We start from the raw sequence: 19,082 nt of genomic DNA, 5'->3' as shown, positions 1-19,082 counted from the left end.
CCTGGGGCTAAGACGGTCAATCAACTGTCCAGGTCGTAAGAAACCCTGACTTTAAAGCCTGACATAATGTGAGGGTCAAGCAGCGCATACTCTCCAATAAGTAAAAAATCTATTTTTTCAACAAACTGCGCAAAGCCATTTCTATATAGTGTTCTATATAAGTATCAAGCTGCTCAGGATCTACCTTGCAGACGCCCTGAGAATGCTTCCATATCATCATCATGATCATGGGGGCAATCAAAAGACGGGAATCAATTTCCAGATTCACTTCCCGTATATCCCCGCGTGCCATGCCGCGCTTTAGCATCTTGGCGACCATGCTCTCGCCACGGTCTATGACCTCTTCCTGGTAAAACCGGGCAAGCTCAGGGAAATTCCCGGCTTCTGCCATCATCAGTTTCGGCAGGCCAGATAATTTGTTATTCCCCACGCTGCCCCACCAGGTTGCCATGATCAGGCGGAACAACTCTTCACTACTGCCTTCAAACTGATCAATCACCCCTTCCGCTTCACCTATCAGAGGAACTATGCTCTCCCTGACCACGGCCTTGAACAGCTCTTCCTTACTGGAAAAATACAGGTACAAAGTGCCCTTGGAGACGCCGGCAGCGCGCGCCACATCGTCCAGACGTGTTGCAGCGAAACCGCGCTCAACGAATAAATCGAGGGCAGCAGCGAGTAATTCTTGCGGGCGGGCATCCTTGCGGCGCTCCCACTTGGGCTTAAAAGGGCATAGCATAATATTAACAACTCAAATTAACTTACTTTTGAGTCAGTAATATAGTCCGCCCCCTGTTCAGCGTCAAGATAAACACTTGTCAGGTCCAAATAAAGTCTTGAACGAAACAATAAATTCTTAAATATCAAGCAACAGTCAAACAATAAGGTCTTGAATAAAGCTTTGAATAGCGCCTTGAAAAATCACAAGTCCAAAGTTCAAAGCATTCAGAGATGCATATTAAGCAACCACAATAAACAACAATAATAAGCAACAATAATTAGAAGCCATTACACATGTAAAGCAAATGAGCAGGCTTTGAAATTTTGCTATAACTCAATTCCCTTTTGATCTATAGCTACTTTGCCAAGCTGCCTCGATTATTGCAATCGCCATGCGACAGGATGCAAAATTGAGTAGATCAAACATAAGAATGTTGGAACAGGCTGCAGATATATAACAGCCGCCCCTTAGAAAATACAAAGAAAGTCCGTCAATTTGCGAGTCAACGATGCAGTCAGCAATTAGCCAGAATTATGTTCGCTACCGAACATACGACTTGATGAAGCCCGCATATCCTTGCCCCAAAAAAACAAACACATCGACTGGTTAGCTTAATCACGCGACGTGTTACCTACCCGCATCTTGACAGTTAAAGTACTTATGCCCGCCCACCTCAAAAAAATAATATTACCTTTATTCATCATTTCGCCTGCGTCATTTAACCAGGCACAGGCTAACGAGATGGAACAGCAAATGTTGCGTTGTTCCGTACTCGGCGATGCGAGTGTCCGCCTTAGTTGCTTTGATGCCCTCGCCAAGGCAGCTACCCCAGTAGAGGCTGACAAACCAATTGCCAAGGCGGAAGTTCTGCAAGATTTGAAAGAGACCGTAACACCTGAAAAGCCACCAGAAGCAGCACCCGAAATGTCGCGCATGGTGCAACGCTGGGAACTCGATGAAGCATCCAAGCGTGGCAAATTCGTGTTTCGGCCTCATCATGATAATTATCTGCTGGTGGGAAATTACAGCAATGCCTCGAATGATGAACCGTTCAAGAAATTCACACCTGCCGGCGTCAAATCCAAGCATGTGGAATTGACTTATCAACTGAGCATGAAAATGAAACTGGCTGAAGAAGTGGGTAACTCGCCTGTTGATCTGTGGGTGGCCTACACCCAGCAAAGTTTTTGGCAGGCGTATAACCGCAGTGCATCCAGCCCTTTCCGCGAAACCAATTACCAGCCAGAAGTCATGGCAATGATCCCGATCAATAAAAGTCTGGGTGATTTCAATATCCGCTACCTTAATTTTGGCATGGTACATCAGTCTAATGGTCAGACCTCGACTTTATCGCGCAGTTGGAACCGCGTCTATGCCGAGCTGGGTGTTGAGCACGGCAATTTCTCATTCAGCACAAGACTCTGGCGTCGTCTTGATAACGCCAGGTCAGATAACGACAATATCGATATCGTTGATTACATGGGGCATGGCGACATACATGCCACCTATCGCGAAAAAGGCGGGCGCGAATTTTCGCTGACCGCACGCCGCAATTTCAATACCGGCCATGGTGCATTGCAAGCCAGCCTTGCCATGCCTATTACGACCAATCTAAAGGCTTATTTGCAAATGTTCTCGGGATATGGCCAGAGCCTGATTGATTATAATCATTCGCAAAAATCAATTGGTGCGGGATTCATGGTTGATTTCTGATTGTTTTGATTGCAGTCTTTTGTCCCTGCAAGGCTGTGCATTATTTACGGCCAGGCATGCACGCTGACATATCTTTTACCTGTTTTACAGGCGCAAAGATATGTCCAGCCTCCCTCCTTAACGCATCCGTCGGGTAGTTTCCCTGGCAATCAGTTCCAGACCAGGCAAAGTCGTATCGACTTCATTACCCGCAATCAGGCCCAGCAGGGTCTTGGTCGCGAGCAGCCCCATGTCGTACAGCGGCTGGTGGATGGTAGTCAGCGGTGGCGTGGTATACAGTGAACTGGGCAAGTCATCGAAACCTATCAGGGAGATATCTTCCGGCACGCGTATGCCCTTGCGGTACAGGCCCAGCCTGACACCATAGGCAGAAAGATCGTTGGCCGCAAACACCGCGCTGAATTGTTGCTGGGTTTCCAGCAAACGGTTAATCGCCAGCAAGCCACTTGCCTCATGGAAGTTACCCTCAGCCACCAGGTTTTTTTCAAATGGAATATTGGCTTCACGCAGGGCATTTTGATAGCCCTCTTGCCGCTCTGCAGCATCTGTATTATTTGCCGGCCCAGTAACAAAGGCGATGCGCCGGTGACCCAGCTCGATCAAATGCCGGGTTGCCAGATAAGCGCCATGGACATTGTCGAGCTTGAAACCAACCGCAGTCTTGCTATTGAGGCTGCGGCCAGTCGCGACGATGGGTTTATCCAGGGCAAATTCCAGCACTTTTTTATCGGCGATACGGCCAGACAGCAAGATGATGCCATCCACTTTGCGTGCCAGTAAAAGCTTGATGCGGGAAGCCTCTTCGTCAGCATTCCAGTGCCCGCTAACGATCACCGATGCATAGCCAGTACCCTTCAAGCCATCATCGACTCCGTGCAGGGTTTCATCAAAGAACGGGCTGGAGATATCCTGCACGACGATGCCTATGGTCATGGAGCGACCACTTTTCAGCCCTTGCGCCAGCTGATTGGGCTCAAACTTCATTTCTGCGATGGCAGTTTCTACTGCCTTGCGCTTGTCATCAGAGACCTTGGCCGTGCCATTCAGGATGCGCGATACCGTGCTGGGCGACACACCCGCCTCACGCGCAACATCCAATAAGGTGACTGGCTCGTTTTTTCTTTTCGTTCTCTCAACCACGCAATGCCTTCCCAAGCAGGGTAATTATTTTAGTATTGACAACTTGTCTTCACAATTCAGTGAAAAGCTTTTCACAATTAGCATATCATGGATTTTTGTGCTTGCGCTGTGGTTTTACCTTGCCAACCACAGAGGCATGGTATTGAACGCCATCAAGCCCTTCTTGCCAGAACAGAAGGAAGCGGAGATGCCGCCTTGCACAAGTGTTCAACCAGTTTTCTGTGATCAGGCAAGTCAGCCAGGGCACGCTGCGCCATCTGGGCTATCATCTGGAATTCCTGGGTGGCTTCCTGCTCTTGCGGATACACGAATTTGTTATTAGCCATGTCAGTCTGGAACTCCATTCCATATAAAACGAACTGCCAGCTTGATGGCGGATACATTTCCAGGTCTGCAATAAAGTCCATGCGGTGCGGTGGACGGCAGCTCCACATCTTGAGTTTTTCCTGCAGGCTCTGAGGGATGGAGGCCGCATCCCTGTTATCACGCCAGAATGCAGAGTCTGTCCTTTGGCTCAGGCTAAAATGCATTTTGACGAAATCAACGATGCGCTCATAACGCGCTTTCATGTGCTGATTAAACTGGGTTGCCACCGCATCAAATTCGCCATTGAATGGGAACAGATAAGTCAGCAAATACGCCGCTGTTTCTATCAAGCCTATGCCTGAAGATTCCAGCGGTTCGATAAAACCACCGGACAAGCCTATGGCCACACAGTTCTTTATCCATTGAGTTTCGCGATAACCGACATTGAGCTTCAATAACCTGGGGGTCATGCCATCTGCCGCAGGACCTATGTATTGACGCAAAACTTGTTCCGCCCTGGCCTCGTCCGTATGACGACTGGAAAACACATAGCCTATGCCGCGTCTTTGCTGCAATCCTATGTCCCATATCCAGCCTGCTTCCTGCGCACTGGAAATGGTATATGAAGGTATAGGCGCATCTGGCTTTGCATAAGGTACTTGCAAGGCCAGGGCCCTGTCTACAAACAGCACATCATTCAAAGACTTGAATGGGGAGCCCAGGGTCTTGCCTATCAAGCCTGCGCTAAAACCTGTGCAGTCTATGAACAAATCTGCCGCCAGCACCTGACCATCTTGCGTGTGCACGGCAGCAATGGCTCCATCATCATTGAGTTGCACATGCTCTACCGTGCCCAGTATTTGTTTCACCCCGAGTGACTGTCCATGCTCAGACAATAATGCGGCAAGACGGCCAGCATCGAAATGATAGGCATAATTCATCGGCCCCAAAAAGTCCTTGTCGGCAAATCTCTTGGGCCGCGTGACGCATCTGCTATACATTTCTGCATGGTCACGGCATCCGCGAAGGCCGGCTGTTGGCCATCGTGCGCAGCCAGGCCTTTCAACCAGTAAGGTAATAATTCTGGCCCACGCTGGCTGGGATGACTGAAGGGATGGAAGTAATGATCAACGCCTGGGCTACCAGCTGGCCTGACCCAATGATCAAAGCGTATGCCCTGCTTGAATGTGCCATGACACTCCCGGATAAAACGTGCCTCATCTATGCCTATCGCCGCCAGCGTACCGCGTATCGAAGGAAAGCTGCCCTCGCCTACGCCAATAATGCCTATGTCTTTTGACTCCACCAGGCGGATCTGTATGCACTCTCCCTCTTTGGAAGATGACAGGTGTTTGGCCATGAAACATGCAGTCAGCCAGCCAGCTGTTCCACCGCCTACGATCAATACATTTTTTACGGCTTTCATTTGAGCAAGCTCCTCGGTTTAGCTGCGGTCAAGAGTAAATAGCTTCACGGCATACAGGTCTGTTTCAGTAGCAGTAGCAGTAGCAGTAGCAGTAGCAGTAGCAGTAGCAGTAGCAGTAGCAGTAGCAGTAGCAGTAGCAGTAGCAGTAGCAGTAGCAGTAGCAGTAGCAGCAGCAGTATCAGTTGCTCTAACACTGGACAATATCAATGGCAGTGACATGCAAACACCTTGAAAACCAACTGGCTGGACTGCAATCAATTCCAGCTTATTGCAAACCAGTCAGGAATGCAGACTACGCATTGCACAGTGGTTTTCACCTCTATCCGGCTTATATTACAACATTTTGAAAACGTTATCATTTTATGTTTGACACAGAATTCAAGTTTTATGTATTATGAAAACGGTTTCAAAAGCAAATCAAAGAAACACCAATAAGAAAACGTTTTCAAAAACGTCATGGTTTAATCAGAGCAAAAAAACCAATCCAACCTGTAACAGGAGACATATGAAAATCCGCAATCTTGCGACTCGTAAAGTCGCGACCACACCTATACAACTGGCGATCATTACCCTGATCACCAGCATGGGCGCTGCCCACGCGCAAACACAAGCGCCTGCTCCAGCACCAACAAGCGCCAGCCAAGCCAAGGCAAATAGCGAAAGCACGACCATTTCTGAAGTGATCGTCACCGGTACCAAGCGTGCCACGTCACTGCAAAAAACCCCGGTAGCGATCACCGCCATCAATGCCGCAGCACTCGAAGACGCCCATGTGCAAAACGTGCAGGACGTCGTTAATCTGGTGCCAGGCTTCCAGGCTACCGGCCAGGGTGATCACGGCGTCATCACAATGACCATGCGTGGTATCGGCAACGACAGCGCCAAAACCGAGTACGCCGATCCTGAAGTTGCCCTGTTTATCGACGGCATCTATGCACCCCGCCCTGAAGGCGCAACCTCCCTGCTGTTTGACCTGGAAGGCATAGAAGTATTGCGCGGCCCGCAAGGTACTTTGTGGGGACGTAATGCCACAGTTGGCGCAGTCAATATGCAAACCGCCAAACCAAAAATCGGTGAAAGTTCTGGCTCAGTAGAAGGCGGCCTGGGCAGCTACAAGCGCTTTGGCACCCGTGGCGCATTCAATATCCCGGTCAGCAATGAAATGGCACTGCGCTTTGCCTATGCGCATGAAAAGCATGATGGCTATGTCGATTATCAAACGCCGACTATGTTGTCACTGGATAGCCAGAAGGCAGCCTTTGCCACTTACCTCAAAAACGGTGGCACGGTAGTTCCCTTCCAGCCTATCAACTATGCCTTGTTCGTGCAGGATGGCCCTAAATATGGTGCACAAGACCAGACTGCGGCACGTATCAGCATGTTGTGGAAGCCAAACGCGGCCACCAAGATCGATCTGTCTTATGAGAAATTCATAGACCGTGGTACACCATCCATGAACCTGTTGCAAACGCCGCGCGCAGGACAAAGCCACTGGTCAGCCCTGATCGATACAGCGCCCTTCACTGAACGCGACAGCGATGCTATCCGGGGCCGCATAGAATATGCCGTAAACAAGGATATGCAACTGACTTACATCGGTGGTTATTCCAAGTTCAGTGGTTCGTCCCGCTTTGATCAGGACGGTGGTGCCAATGCACCTACCAGCTTTACCTCTGGTGGCAGTATGCAGGCAAACAATACCGTTTCATCCAACTATAAAAACTTTAGCCATGAAGTAGAACTGCAATCCATGGGCACGCGTGATGTAGATTGGCAACTGGGTTTATACTATGGTTCAGAAACCAATGATATCCGTTTTGATATTCCTATCCTGAATGGTACTTACCAGGGTACGGTAGGCTGGCAGGGTTCCTTTATTCAGCCTAAAGAAACAGTAGAAACAGCTGCCGCCTTTGGCCAGGCAACCTGGAATGCCAGCAATGACACACATATCACTGGCGGCCTGCGTTACACCCAGGACAAACGCACGAATGTTGGCGGGCGTGGCTACGGTTTTTCCGGCAAACCCGAACTCAGCCAGTCGGCCATCACACCGAATGTCAATCCAGCGTCTGCCGATTCGAATTTTGCTGCTTACTCTTTCAATGATGGCAGCTACAGCGGCAACAAGGTCACTGGCCTGCTGCGCATCTCGCATGACATAGACAAAGACAATATGGTGTATGGCAGCATCTCCACCGGTTACAAATCTGGTGGCTTGCAAGATGGTGGTAAAACCTATGGCCCGGAAACCCTGACCAACTTCGAGCTTGGTTCCAAGAGCACTTTGATGGGCGGCGCTGTCAGGTGGAATAACGCCCTGTACTATGGCAAGTTCAAGGACTTCCAGTTCAGTGCCCCAGTGACAGCTCCAGATGGCACCCGTGGATTGCAGACATCGAATGCTGACGGCGCAAAAGTGTATGGCTTTGAATCCGAGTTAGCAGCAAAACTGAGCAAGGATGACAAGTTGCAGGTCACTATCGCCATCGCCAAGGCTACTTTGGGAAGTTTGATCGGCGGCTCGAATGACTATGCCTTGCCGGCCTGCAAAATACCTGGCATCAGCAATTGCCTGGATGTATCTGGCAATACCATGCCACATACACCGAAGTTCTCTGCCCAGGTTTTGTATCAGCATACCTTCCATTTGAATGAAGGCACACTGACCCCACGCATCAGCCTGCATTACGAGACTGAAACCTGGCTCAGCGTTTTCAACTATGGCGATGGTGACAAGCAGGAAGCCTATTCCCGCGCTGACTTGGGCTTGCGCTATCAATCCACAGGCAAAGCTGGCTGGTATGCAGACTTCTTTGTCCGCAATGTTGGTGACAACAAAGTCAAGACAAGTGCCATGAATGCCAATGGGCCATGGCAAGCGCAGTACTTGCCACCACGCACCTTTGGCGTCAATGTCGGCATTGATTTCTAAAAGCGCATAGAATCAAACTGGCAATATATGCCCCGGCCCACGCAAGTGGCCCGGGGTTTTTCTTTGTTCGCCCGGAAAACAGACGTTTTAGCATTGTTTAACACAAGTGCAAATCACAAACATTGCATTACGTAAATTCGCCATTAAAATGAATTTTGGCTCAGCAGTATAAAGCTTCCCCCTTGCCATGTATTTTTTAATAACAGGAGATCAAGATGCGAAGAATATTTATCAAATCCTTGCTTGCGCTTGTCGGTTTTTCCATGCTGGCATTGAGCCAGATCTCTGCTGCCGCAGACAAGGGAAGTGCTGATGAAGCAATCGCCCTGGTAAAAAGAGCAGCAGCTTATCTCAAAGAAAATGGCAAGGACAAAGCCTTTGCCGAGTTCAATAATCCCACCGGGCAATTTGTCGTCAAGGATTTATATGTTTTTGTGTACAACACCAATGGCGACGGCATCAACCGTGCCCATGGTGCGAATGCCAAGATGGTGGGCAAGAATTTGCTGGAATTAAAAGACGCCGATGGCATGCCCATTGTCAAAAGTTTTCTCGATGTTGCCAACAGCAAAACAGGTCATGGCTGGGTCGATTACAAATGGCCGAATCCGACGACCAAGCAAATGGAGCCTAAATCGACCTACATTGAGCGCGTAGGCGATGTCTTGATAGGTTGCGGTATTTATAAGTAGCGGTGTCCTGCTGAGGCACGCACGGAAACCTGCCTCAGCATTCTTATCGCGGACTGCCTCAGGCTGATGAGATTTCACGTATCAGTAGAAAGCTGGCACCGCCTTCAAAAGGACTTTGGTATACGCCTCTGGCATTAAGCACACAGGCTGCAACCGCAGCCATTTCCCAGGCATTCACTTTTTCTGCTGCCCATTTGGGCGTGGTCAGGCATGGGTAGTCATGCAATTCACCAAAGTCACGTACTGCCTGCACGCTGGTCCTGACATTTTCAAGTAAATGAAAATTCGCCCAGGCCCACAGCCAGGTATCAGTCTTCGATGAATAAGAACCTATGAAATCTATTTTGGCAATGACAGCGGCTACACCATTATTGGAAAACACCAGTTCGCCACTGGCCTGATCCCAGTCATAACGCTTGTGAGATCCCAGGTCAAATTCTTGATTCAGCTGCGCATTTTTCTTTTGCAAGTCTTCATAGCAGGTATCAAGGAAATCGTTCCATTTTGTGAGAAGCTCCCCATTCATCCTGCCCAGACTGGCAGAACGGGCATCTTCATAGCAGCTGTGACAAAGCAATTTGATGGGCACGAGGTTTTCGTTGCTCTCATTCCATTCTCCTGCAGTCTGGTAATGGGCATCACATACCGCACACCACGCATCCGGCCAAGGGTTGTCGGCATCAGGATAATCGCAATGCCACTTCTGCACGGGTTCGGCGATCAGGTGTTCACATACGTAAGTTGTATGTGCCTTACCATGTTGAGCGCAATCGAGCTCGTCGAATTCATCCAGTTCTTCGCTCATACGAAATTCAGGTTTTCTTGTTTTTTGAAAACCTGAAATTAACAGGAAAATCCAGTTCTGGCTATTTACTTTTGATGGGAAAATGCTCTGTAACTCATTTGCTTTGCAACTGCTTGCTGACAAAATCACGATACCAGTATGCGCTGTCTTTCAGGGTACGCTGCTGAGTTGCGTAATCCAGATACACCAGGCCAAAGCGCTTCGCATAGCCTGAATTCCACTCAAAATTATCCAGCAAACTCCAGTAAAAATAGCCTTGCACATCAACACCTCCGGCGATTGCATCATGCATGGCCTGGAAGTGTAATTGCAGGTATTTGATGCGCTGCTCATCATGCACTTTGCCATTCTCCAGTTTGTCAGCAACGGCCATGCCGTTTTCAGTGATGTAAATCGGTGGCAAGGCCGGATATTCGGCACGCAGTTTCAACAATAAATCTGTCATGCCTGAGGGGTAAACTTCCCAGCCCATATCACTGAAACCGAGCTTGCCTTCCGGCTGCTTGGGTGGATTGTCGGTACTGACAAAAGCACGGAAATAATAATTCACACCAAGAAAATCCAGAGGCTGGCGAATGATATCCATGTCTTCTGCATGCACATGAAACTTGCTCATATCCATGCGGTCCAGCGCCTTTTGTGGATAAGTTCCTTTGAAGATCGGGTCCATGAACCATTGTACAGAACGTGCATATTCCCATTCTGCCTGGGCAATGTCCGCAGTTGAGTCGGTGGCTGGCATAGCTGGCCACTGATTCAGGACTATGCCTAGCTTGGCCGGACAATTGATGGCGCGCATGGCTTGCAGAGCCAGGCCATGCGACAGCAAAAGATGGTGCGACACCTGTATCGATAGTGCAGTATCCGCCACGCCGGGTGCGAACTGAGCATTGCCATAACCAAGATTGGCAGTACACCAGGGTTCATTATGAGTAGCGATGCTGGCAAGGCGATGACCATAGCGGCGCGCAATTTCTGCTGCATATTCGGCAAAGCGCAGGCAAGTATCGCGGTTGAGCCAGCCACCCAGGTCTTGCAAGCCCTGGGGCAAATCCCAGTGATACAAAGTCAGGTGGGCCGCTATGCCATGCTCTTCCAGCTTATCCAGCAAGCGGGAATAAAATTCGAAGCCTTTTTCATTCCAGTCACCATAACCCAGGGGCTGCACCCGTGACCAGGATACGGAAAAACGATAAGCCTTCAAGCCCAGGCCGGCAATGATACCTACGTCTTCAGCATAGCGATGGTAATGGTCACAAGCCACGTCGCCGGTGCTGCCGTCAATGATAGTCCCAGGCGTGTGGGTAAAGGTATCCCAGATGGAAGGGCCACGGCCATCAGTGGCTGCGGCCCCTTCTATCTGATAGGCACTGGTGGCAACGCCCCAGGTAAAAGCAGGGGAAAACTCGGGCATCGTTGATGGATTAGTCATGGTCTCTTTTTTGGATAAATTTGCATGCTGCTTGTGGCAAGCATGCATACTGTTCTTATAAGTTGTCATGCTTCATTGCTCAGGAATTGACTACAAGCCGTCCTCTTGCAAACACCGGGCCCAAACCCAGGTGTCAATGCAGCATGCATTTATTTGAAACCGTTTTCAAATTATCGTAAAAAATGATTTTTTGCTCATTAATCAAGGTAGAAACGAAAATCGCTGCTCACACCTCAAAACAATCAACATGAAGATTATTTGAACAAATTATTGAAAACGTTTTCACAAATGGGAATTTATCACCGGATATGTAGGCTGTCAACGCCAGACTTTCGCAAACTGTATTCATCCCTCTATAAAATTGTGAACCAGCTTCAAAAATGCAGATTTTGTCATGCCGCATGCTGCATATCTCCAATGTCTGCACTGAAATCAATTTCACTCGTAACCCCCTGTTTCTCTGCTGAGAATACAACACGATTTCAATTCAAATACCTGAGTCACCATTGCCCGGCTGACGCTGTAAACAAGACGTTCTCCATAGGAATCAAGCTATCAATCCGGGAAGATTTTCAGTATCCGTTTATATTTTTTTGCGAATGCAATGCTCCGTTTTAAAAATTCATGTTATTCTGCGCTTGAAAAGGTTTTCATAAATGATGACCGGTTCCAATTAAAACTATTAACGAGACAGCCTGCCAACTCATTTGTCATTCATGACTGGTCATATCCTCCACAAAGAGGATTCTGTACTGGCAGATAACAAGTGAGCATCATTTCATGCATCGCTCCATGACGGGCTATGCAGAAAGGAAAACCGGCAGGCATGCCGCCTACTTATAAAGAAGCGTGCAGCCCATGATTACTGAGACAGAAGTCAATATTCCGCCGGTAAATCCGGTCAGAAGGTCGCCCTTGTACTGGGTGCCAACCACTTACTTTACGATGGCGCTGGCCTATATGATGCTGACCAATGTCAGCGCCATCATGTTCAAGAACATGGGCATGGACAATGGCAAGGCCGCTGAATATGCGAGTTACCTGATTCTCGCCTATACCATCAAGCCTCTGTTTGCGTCTTTTGTAGAAATGTACAAGACCAAGAAATTCTTTGTCATTTGCACGCAACTGATCATAGCCGTCGGCTTTGTCGGTGTCGCGCTGGTCATGTCACTGCCGAACTACATGCTGATACTGATGAGCCTGTTCTGGATCATTTCCTTCCTCGGAGCCACCCAGGATATTGCGGCTGACGGCGTGTATGTCACCTCACTGAACAGCAAGGCACAGTCCCTGTATTGCGGCATCCAGAGTCTGAGCTGGAATATAGGCCCCATCGTGGCGGCAGGTGGCCTGGTGTATTTGAGTGGCAAGTTGCATACCGATTTTTTCCATCATGACCCCAAGGTATTTGGTGCAGACTGGATGGATGCCTGGCGCATCATTTTCCTCATCGTCGCTGGAGTCATGGCCCTGATGGCAGCATGGCATCTGCGCACCATGCCAGACGGTGCGAAGGCAGAAAACACACCTGCCAATGTGGGTGAAGCCCTGTTCATCTTGCGCGACTCTTTCATCACCTTTTTCCAGAAACGCGATGTCTGGCTGATGATCGCTTTCGCCTTCCTGTTCCGTCTCAGTATAGGCTTCCTGGAAAAAATCGGCCCTTTCTTCATGGTCGATCCCGTCAGCAAGGGTGGACTGGGTTTATCGAATGAAATGCTGGGGCTGACCTATGGCACGTATGGCCTGATCGCCGTTTTGCTCGGCTCCTTGCTCGGCGGCTGGTTTGTCGCCAAGCGTGGTTTGCAACCGACGCTTTTCATACTCTGCTGTGCAGTGAATATCCCGAATGCCAGCTTTTTGGTCATGAGCATCTTCCAGCCAGAAAGCCTTTGGCTAATCACCGCTGGCGTTGCTATCGAAAAATTCTTCTTTGGCTTTGGCTCCGTCGGTTTCATGATCTACCTGATGCAGCAGTTAGCCCCCGGTAAATACACGACGACACACTACGCCTTCGGCACCGGCCTCATGGGCCTGTGTATGATGGTCACCGGCGTCATCAGTGGCCACTTGCAGCAATTACTGGGATATACAAATTATTTCATCTTCGTCATGCTGGCCACTATCCCCTCATTTGCGGTATGCTGGTTTGCGCCCTTCCATCATAAAGAAGGGCAAACAGAAAACTGACATGCAGTACACAACAAAATAAAGGCGGCTCGTCCCAACCGTTCACGCTTTAAAGTAACAAGTCCCCCACTTTCAATGCCGCCTTGCGCGGCATTTATTTTTTTGGGCTGTGGATAGACCGGATGAACTCATCTGACATTAGACGATTCGCCGTGCATTCACGAATATAAATCAAGGTCGCATTGATGTTGCTGCTGGGTTTGACGTTGCAGTTGGGTTTGACTGTCCGCAGTTCGCATGTGTCGATGCCGTTTGTGCGGTACAGAAAATGGATTAAGAAGGGCCGCTGTTTGAAGTGTAGCAGGGGTTTCGTGCAACATGCTTTGCGCTGACAACATCTAAGCCGCTTGCAAGCGGCGCAGTGGAATCGACGCCTGGGTCGCCTTTTGGCGAAGCAAAAAGGTGTGTAGCTGCCGGTCTACCACCGGCCTGCAATCGCAAATTACGTATGCGGATTTAAAAAATCTAATCCATAAAATCCCTCAAACCTGAAATTAATAGACCTCTCGGTACACTACGAACGCCACTGGATTCCAGCCAAAAGCACGCTGGAATGACGTTATATAGATTGCAGTCATGCGCTGCTCAATCAGCCAAATGAAGCCAGACGCTCTTCGACTTCAAATCAGAGCGATTTGACGAATAACATAAAACCACAATAATCCTTAGTGCCTCAACCAGCCCCCCATTGCACAAACATAAATACTCAAAGCCTCGATATAAGCAAACCGCATATACCCCAGCAATTTTCCAAACTATGGCTATACTATCCCCATACTTGCCACTTTGACCTCAAAACTAGTTTTACCCAAATGCAAGTAAATCATTTTCCAACTATGCTTAGTTGGAAAAATTCCTTAGCCTCAGGAGATGAAATAGCTAGCATAGCTGCCTCATAAACAAATGCTAAACCTGTCGCAACATATCGTATGCACCCAGGAGCACACTAAGATGACAAAACAAACTGATCCCGCAGTACTTGCGTTGATTGGCAATACGCCCATGGTCAAGGTTACCCGCTTTGATACAGGGCCATGTGAATTATTCCTCAAACTGGAATCACAAAACCCTGGCGGCTCCATCAAGGACCGCATAGGCAGGTCCATGATAGAAACTGCAGAACGCGAAGGCCGCTTGCAGGCATGTGGCACCGTAATCGAGGCAACGGCTGGCAATACTGGCCTGGGCCTCGCACTGGTAGCACGCGCCAAGGGTTACCGCGTGGTGCTGGTGGTACCAGACAAGATGTCCACAGAAAAAATCCTGCATTTGAAAGCCATGGGTGCAGAAGTCCACATCACCCGCTCGGATGTAGGCAAGGGCCACCCTGAGTATTACCAGGACTATGCGGCCCGCCTGGCCAAAGAGATACCCGGCTCCTTCTTTGCCGACCAGTTCAATAATCCAGCCAATCCGCTAGCGCATGAAACCACGACGGGGCCAGAAATCTGGGCACAGACTGACCATAAAGTCGATGCCATCGTCGTTGGCGTAGGCTCTGCCGGTACCCTGACGGGCCTGACACGTTATTTCAACAAGGTCCAGCCTGAACTGGAATTCGTGCTGGCCGACCCCAAGGGTTCCATCCTTGCCGAGTACATAGAAACAGGCAATGTCAATGAAGTCAGCGGCTCCTGGGCGGTCGAAGGCATAGGTGAAGATTTCATCCCCGGCATTGCCGACATGAGTTCGGTCAAGCATGCCTATACGATTGATGATGCAGAGAGCTTTGGTACGGCACGTGAACTGCTGCGCGCAGAAGGCATACTGGCAGGCTCTTCGACTGGCACCCTGCTGGCCGCCGCCCTGCGCTATTGCCGCACCCAGACCACACCCAAGCGCGTGGTCACTTTTGTCTGCGACACTGGCACACGCTATCTGTCCAAGGTGTATAACGACAACTGGATGACAGACCAGGGCTTGCTCAAGCGTAAAAACTATCACGACCTGCGCGATATCATCAGCCGCCGTTACGATGAAGGCGGCGTCATCAGCGTGAACGCCAGCGACACCCTGATGGTGGCTTTCAACCGCATGCGCAGTGCCGATATATCACAACTGCCTGTCATACGCGATGGCGCGATTATCGGTATCATTGATGAATCAGACCTGCTGTTGAAAGTATCTGCCGATGCCAGCCTGTTCCGCAGTGCAGTGGAAGACACCATGACCAGCCAGATAGAAACCCTGGCACCAGATGCCAGCATCGCTGCATTACGCGCAACACTGGGCCGCGGCCTGGTCGCCATCATTGCAGCCGATAAACCGGAAAAGCAGTTTTATGGCCTGATTACCCGCTTTGACCTTCTTAACCATATGCGCAGGACACTTTCATGAGCTATCCCGAATACAAGAAGCCTACCCATCCGCAAGCCTTTGGCACGCGTGTCATCCACGCCGGGCAATTCCCCGACCCGGTTACCGGCGCCATCATGCCGCCTATCTATGCGACATCCACCTTCGTGCAGGACAGCCCTGGCGTCCACAAGGGCCTGGACTATGGCCGCTCGCACAATCCTACCCGCTGGGCGCTGGAACGTGCCGTAGCTGACCTAGAAGGCGGCGCGCAGGCATTTGCCTTTGCCTCTGGCCTGGCAGCGATTGCCACGGTGCTGGAAATCGTCGACAGTGGCGCTCATATCATCGCCGGCGATGATATGTATGGCGGCAGCTACCGCCTGTTTGAACGCGTACGCAAACGCAGCGCTGGCCTGCAGTTCACGTATGTGGATATGACCAAGCCAGAAGAAGTGCTGGCTGCGATACGCCCTGACACCAAGATGCTGTGGGTAGAAACACCAACCAACCCCATGCTGAAACTGGCTGATCTGCGGGCGATTGCAAAAATCTGCCGCGAACACAATATCATCGCCGTAGCTGACAATACCTTTGCCAGCCCCAAGGTACAACGTCCGCTGGAACTGGGTTTCGATATCGTCGTCCATTCCATGACCAAATACCTGAATGGCCACTCGGACATCATCGGTGGTGTTGCCATCGTTGGTGGCGAAGCACATCAGGCTGACTGGCGCGAGCGTCTGGGCTTTTTGCAAAACTCCGTTGGTGCGATCGCCGGCCCCTTCGACAGCTTCCTGGCCTTGCGTGGCATCAAGACCCTCAATATCCGCGTTGAACGCCATAACTCAAATGGCCTGGACCTGGCACGCTGGCTGGAAAAACAGCCCAAGGTCAAGAAGGTGTATTACCCAGGTCTGGAAAGCCACCCGCAACATGAACTGGCCAAGCAGCAGATGGATGGCTTTGGCGGCATCATTTCCATAGAACTTGATACCGATCTGGCAGGCGCACGCCGCTTCCTCGAACGTTGCGAAGTATTCGCTCTGGCTGAGAGCCTGGGCGGCGTGGAAAGCCTGATAGAACATCCGGCCATCATGACGCATGCAACGATCCCGGCAGAACAAAGAGCCAAGCTGGGCATTACAGATTCATTCATACGCCTGTCGGTAGGCATAGAAGATGTGGAAGACTTGAGGCAGGATTTGCAGTCTGCGCTGGATGCAGTCTGATATGCGGTTTAATTAAGCAGCAGTTCACAAGCCCGGTGTCAATAACCGGGCTTGTCATGCTTTATTCGCGATACCAGTCCGGCAAGAAAGTCTTGCTACCGCTGACTAACTGATACTTGCCTTTGGCTTCATCAAAGCGATACACCATACTTGAGCGTGGCGTACTGGGAATGACTTCATAAGTTGTATAAGGCTCACCACCTTCATCAGCACTGGAGATTTCTTCATGCGCAATTTCACGGTACTCAACCATCCTTGCATTTGAACTCAATACGATTTCACCGGGCATGGATTTTCCTGGCTTGATCTGGAGTTTGACTTTGATATCCAGGCAATTACCGGACTTCCCATCCCTGTCATTCAGGCGCAGGCGTTCAGGTTTACCTAAGCCCTTCTTCATGCGCGCAAGACAATCTGCATTATTGAACGCATTTATGGAAGATAAAAAATCCTCATTTTCAGCCAGCATGCTGATGAGCTGATGTTGTCCCAATTTGTACAACCTGGTCCATGCACTTTTTTCCTGATGCTGGTGGCCACCATATTCAAGCAGCAGCCCTTGCGTGGATGTCGCCAGATCAACAAGTTTAACAAGCTTGATTTCATGCTTGGACAACAGGGTATCAATCTCATCCTGCCTGGCTTCGAGCAACCATTTTTCTCCGTCGCGCTTGAACCAGTAGGCAGCAAGTACGTCGCGGCTGACCTGATCGACACTGGTCGGTGTCGCCTTGACCAGCATCATTGCCCTGTCTTCAGCCAGTTTAAAAACCTTTACCGGCTCCAGCTCCATGCCTTTCTTTGAGATGTCACCATCCTGGATTTTCAATATGGGTGGTTTGACGATGGAGTTTTTCCCCTCTTTTTGCCAGCCTTTGAAAACCAGCTTCATCAGCGCCTCAGGCTCCAGAGTATCGGCATATTCTGTCTTGGAACAGGCAGTCGCAAACAAGAGCATGGACAATAATATGCATCGCAAGAAATAAGACACTGACACCATCCCAGACAAAGAAAGCGACAATTCTAGCTGAGGGGTTTTATTGCATACAGACGCTTCACGTCTGCTTACAATTTTGCAACCAGGAAATTCAGGCAGGCGTTAAAGAAGTATTGCGGCGTTGCCAGAATGGCTGATCAGCCCAGCGCTGCTCTTGCTCGTACCACACACGCAGATGATGCAGATAGGCAGCCTGTATGGAGTTCAGTTCAGCTATATAGCCAGCTTGTGCGTCAGCATCATAATGAGACACAGCTTCTGCTGCAGCGAGACCGGTGTACAAAGCATTAAAAATGCCCTGTGAAGATAGAGGATCAAAACTCAGCGCGGCATCGCCGATAGCCAGCCAATTGGAACCGGCAAACTGTTCCAGCACTGCAGTATGGGCAGCACAATATCCATGCTGCTGTCCCGGTACAAAACCATATTCATCAAGACAGGCTGTCAATTGCGGATTCTGACGCAGACGCTGCAATAGCCCTTGCTGATGATTGCAGGCTGCCGCTGCTGGTAAATCGGCATCAGTGTAGAACGCCACAATGCGGCCCTGCCCTGGCAAGGATGAGCTATACCACCAGCCGCCAGCTTCGGCACTGATGTGGCTTGAGCCTGCTGTATTGTCAGTGTCCCTGCCTACCAGCCAGCTGCACACCAGTTTATCCGTGGCTTTGCGGGCTATGCCCAGTTGCCGTGTCAGTAGTGACTTTCTGCCGCTGGCATCGATCAGCATTTTAGTTTCTACCTGCACCGTCTTGCCTTGCACGGCGATGACAGCATCCCAATATTCAGCATTGCTTTTTGCCGGTGCAAAAGACAGCAGCTTGCTTTGCCTCAGCAAAGCTGCACCCCGCTCTTGCGCGACATCCTGCAACCAGCAATCAAAACGGTGGCGATCGAGATACCAACCATGCCCATCGAGATTGCGCATGGCATCCTGCTCTGTTGCCAGATCACTGCCCCATTGACTGATATTCAAATGCGCAGGCTGATGGCCTTGCTGCAAAAATGCTTCATACAATCCCATGTCAGCCAGCAGCTTACCGGCTGCGGCTGGCAGGGATTCACCTATGCGCATGGCTGCTGCTGGTGATGCTTCCAGCATCACTACTTTTTGAAATGGCGCCAGGTTCAGGGCAAAGGCAGAGCCCGCAGGCCCTGCCCCCAGTACCAAGGCATCTATCTGCAAAGTTCCCAC

The 19,082-nt window shown here is 50.0% G+C and carries 15 protein-coding genes; 6 read left to right on the top strand and 9 right to left on the bottom strand.

Annotation, left to right across the window (positions count from 1 at the left end; all coding sequences use genetic code 11):
- Window positions 1–109: 109 nt before the first annotated feature.
- Window positions 110–739, bottom strand: coding sequence for a TetR/AcrR family transcriptional regulator (locus UNDYM_RS05135; RefSeq protein WP_162040087.1), 630 nt, complete (start codon window positions 737–739; stop codon window positions 110–112).
- A 735-nt stretch (window positions 740–1,474) separates the two neighbouring features.
- Between UNDYM_RS05135 and UNDYM_RS05130 the strand changes: the two genes are divergently transcribed.
- Window positions 1,475–2,434, top strand: coding sequence for a phospholipase A (locus UNDYM_RS05130; protein ID WP_232063712.1), 960 nt, complete (start codon window positions 1,475–1,477; stop codon window positions 2,432–2,434).
- Between the two features lie 117 nt (window positions 2,435–2,551).
- Here UNDYM_RS05130 and UNDYM_RS05125 read toward each other — a convergent pair whose 3' ends face one another.
- From UNDYM_RS05125 to UNDYM_RS05115, 4 genes are all read right to left on the bottom strand, one after another.
- Complete coding sequence (locus tag UNDYM_RS05125) at window positions 2,552–3,574, bottom strand: LacI family DNA-binding transcriptional regulator (RefSeq protein ID WP_162040085.1); 1,023 nt, start codon at window positions 3,572–3,574, stop codon at window positions 2,552–2,554.
- A gap of 152 nt (window positions 3,575–3,726) precedes the next feature.
- Entirely contained in the window at window positions 3,727–4,821 is a 1,095-nt protein-coding gene (locus UNDYM_RS05120) for a tryptophan halogenase family protein (protein WP_255456533.1), read from the bottom strand.
- Window positions 4,818–5,306, bottom strand: coding sequence for a tryptophan 7-halogenase (locus UNDYM_RS31030; RefSeq protein WP_255456532.1), 489 nt, complete (start codon window positions 5,304–5,306; stop codon window positions 4,818–4,820). Before UNDYM_RS31030 ends, UNDYM_RS05120 begins: the two co-directional genes overlap by 4 nt.
- A gap of 18 nt (window positions 5,307–5,324) precedes the next feature.
- Window positions 5,325–5,525 carry a hypothetical protein gene (locus tag UNDYM_RS05115; RefSeq protein ID WP_162040084.1) on the bottom strand — a complete coding sequence of 67 codons (201 nt, stop codon included), beginning with the start codon at window positions 5,523–5,525 and terminating at the stop codon, window positions 5,325–5,327.
- Window positions 5,526–5,811: 286 nt separating this feature from the next.
- Here UNDYM_RS05115 and UNDYM_RS05110 point away from each other — a divergent pair, with 286 nt between their 5' ends.
- On the top strand, window positions 5,812–8,241 hold the full coding sequence (locus UNDYM_RS05110; protein WP_162040083.1) for a TonB-dependent receptor: 2,430 nt from the start codon (window positions 5,812–5,814) through the stop codon (window positions 8,239–8,241).
- A 215-nt stretch (window positions 8,242–8,456) separates the two neighbouring features.
- The gene (locus UNDYM_RS05105; protein WP_162040082.1) at window positions 8,457–8,933 is read left to right on the top strand and encodes a cache domain-containing protein; all 477 of its coding nucleotides are present in this window, start codon (window positions 8,457–8,459) and stop codon (window positions 8,931–8,933) included.
- Between the two features lie 58 nt (window positions 8,934–8,991).
- Here UNDYM_RS05105 and UNDYM_RS30465 read toward each other — a convergent pair whose 3' ends face one another.
- Together UNDYM_RS30465 and UNDYM_RS05095 are read right to left on the bottom strand one after the other, a co-directional pair.
- Entirely contained in the window at window positions 8,992–9,738 is a 747-nt protein-coding gene (locus tag UNDYM_RS30465) for a DUF6882 domain-containing protein (protein ID WP_232063710.1), read from the bottom strand.
- Between the two features lie 94 nt (window positions 9,739–9,832).
- Window positions 9,833–11,170, bottom strand: coding sequence for a GH1 family beta-glucosidase (locus UNDYM_RS05095; RefSeq protein WP_232063709.1), 1,338 nt, complete (start codon window positions 11,168–11,170; stop codon window positions 9,833–9,835).
- 858 nt (window positions 11,171–12,028) lie between these two features.
- On the opposite strand from UNDYM_RS05095, the gene UNDYM_RS05090 reads away from it, so the two are divergent.
- From UNDYM_RS05090 to UNDYM_RS05080, 3 genes are all read left to right on the top strand, one after another.
- The gene (locus UNDYM_RS05090) at window positions 12,029–13,363 is read left to right on the top strand and encodes an MFS transporter (protein ID WP_162040081.1); all 1,335 of its coding nucleotides are present in this window, start codon (window positions 12,029–12,031) and stop codon (window positions 13,361–13,363) included.
- 951 nt (window positions 13,364–14,314) lie between these two features.
- A complete protein-coding gene (locus tag UNDYM_RS05085; protein WP_162040080.1) occupies window positions 14,315–15,700 on the top strand; it encodes a cystathionine beta-synthase in 1,386 nt (461 codons plus the stop codon).
- Window positions 15,697–16,890, top strand: coding sequence for a PLP-dependent aspartate aminotransferase family protein (locus UNDYM_RS05080; protein ID WP_162040079.1), 1,194 nt, complete (start codon window positions 15,697–15,699; stop codon window positions 16,888–16,890). Before UNDYM_RS05085 ends, UNDYM_RS05080 begins: the two co-directional genes overlap by 4 nt.
- A 61-nt stretch (window positions 16,891–16,951) precedes the next feature.
- Here UNDYM_RS05080 and UNDYM_RS05075 read toward each other — a convergent pair whose 3' ends face one another.
- Both UNDYM_RS05075 and UNDYM_RS05070 read right to left on the bottom strand, forming a co-directional pair.
- Entirely contained in the window at window positions 16,952–17,848 is an 897-nt protein-coding gene (locus UNDYM_RS05075; protein ID WP_162040078.1) for a hypothetical protein, read from the bottom strand.
- A gap of 130 nt (window positions 17,849–17,978) precedes the next feature.
- The gene (locus tag UNDYM_RS05070) at window positions 17,979–19,082 is read right to left on the bottom strand and encodes a tryptophan 7-halogenase (protein WP_232063707.1); all 1,104 of its coding nucleotides are present in this window, start codon (window positions 19,080–19,082) and stop codon (window positions 17,979–17,981) included.

It is taken from the genome of Undibacterium sp. YM2, assembly GCF_009937975.1.
Taxonomy (GTDB): domain Bacteria; phylum Pseudomonadota; class Gammaproteobacteria; order Burkholderiales; family Burkholderiaceae_D; genus Undibacterium.
The sequence above is the reverse complement of the archived record's forward strand: the minus strand, read 5'-3'. Positions and strand labels throughout refer to the sequence as shown.

Bases quoted from the DNA above. Each gene is read 5' to 3' on its own strand.
- UNDYM_RS05135 (WP_162040087.1), bottom strand. From the start codon at position 739: ATGCTATGCCCTTTTAAGCCCAAGTGGGAGCGCCGCAAGGATGCCCGC.
- UNDYM_RS05130 (WP_232063712.1), top strand. From the start codon at position 1,475: ATGTTGCGTTGTTCCGTACTCGGCGATGCGAGTGTCCGCCTTAGTTGC.
- UNDYM_RS05120 (WP_255456533.1), bottom strand. From the start codon at position 4,821: ATGAATTATGCCTATCATTTCGATGCTGGCCGTCTTGCCGCATTATTG.
- UNDYM_RS31030 (WP_255456532.1), bottom strand. From the start codon at position 5,306: ATGAAAGCCGTAAAAAATGTATTGATCGTAGGCGGTGGAACAGCTGGC.
- UNDYM_RS05115 (WP_162040084.1), bottom strand. From the start codon at position 5,525: ATGTCACTGCCATTGATATTGTCCAGTGTTAGAGCAACTGATACTGCT.
- UNDYM_RS05110 (WP_162040083.1), top strand. From the start codon at position 5,812: ATGAAAATCCGCAATCTTGCGACTCGTAAAGTCGCGACCACACCTATA.
- UNDYM_RS05105 (WP_162040082.1), top strand. From the start codon at position 8,457: ATGCGAAGAATATTTATCAAATCCTTGCTTGCGCTTGTCGGTTTTTCC.
- UNDYM_RS30465 (WP_232063710.1), bottom strand. From the start codon at position 9,738: ATGAGCGAAGAACTGGATGAATTCGACGAGCTCGATTGCGCTCAACAT.
- UNDYM_RS05095 (WP_232063709.1), bottom strand. From the start codon at position 11,170: ATGACTAATCCATCAACGATGCCCGAGTTTTCCCCTGCTTTTACCTGG.
- UNDYM_RS05090 (WP_162040081.1), top strand. From the start codon at position 12,029: ATGATTACTGAGACAGAAGTCAATATTCCGCCGGTAAATCCGGTCAGA.
- UNDYM_RS05085 (WP_162040080.1), top strand. From the start codon at position 14,315: ATGACAAAACAAACTGATCCCGCAGTACTTGCGTTGATTGGCAATACG.
- UNDYM_RS05080 (WP_162040079.1), top strand. From the start codon at position 15,697: ATGAGCTATCCCGAATACAAGAAGCCTACCCATCCGCAAGCCTTTGGC.
- UNDYM_RS05075 (WP_162040078.1), bottom strand. From the start codon at position 17,848: ATGCTCTTGTTTGCGACTGCCTGTTCCAAGACAGAATATGCCGATACT.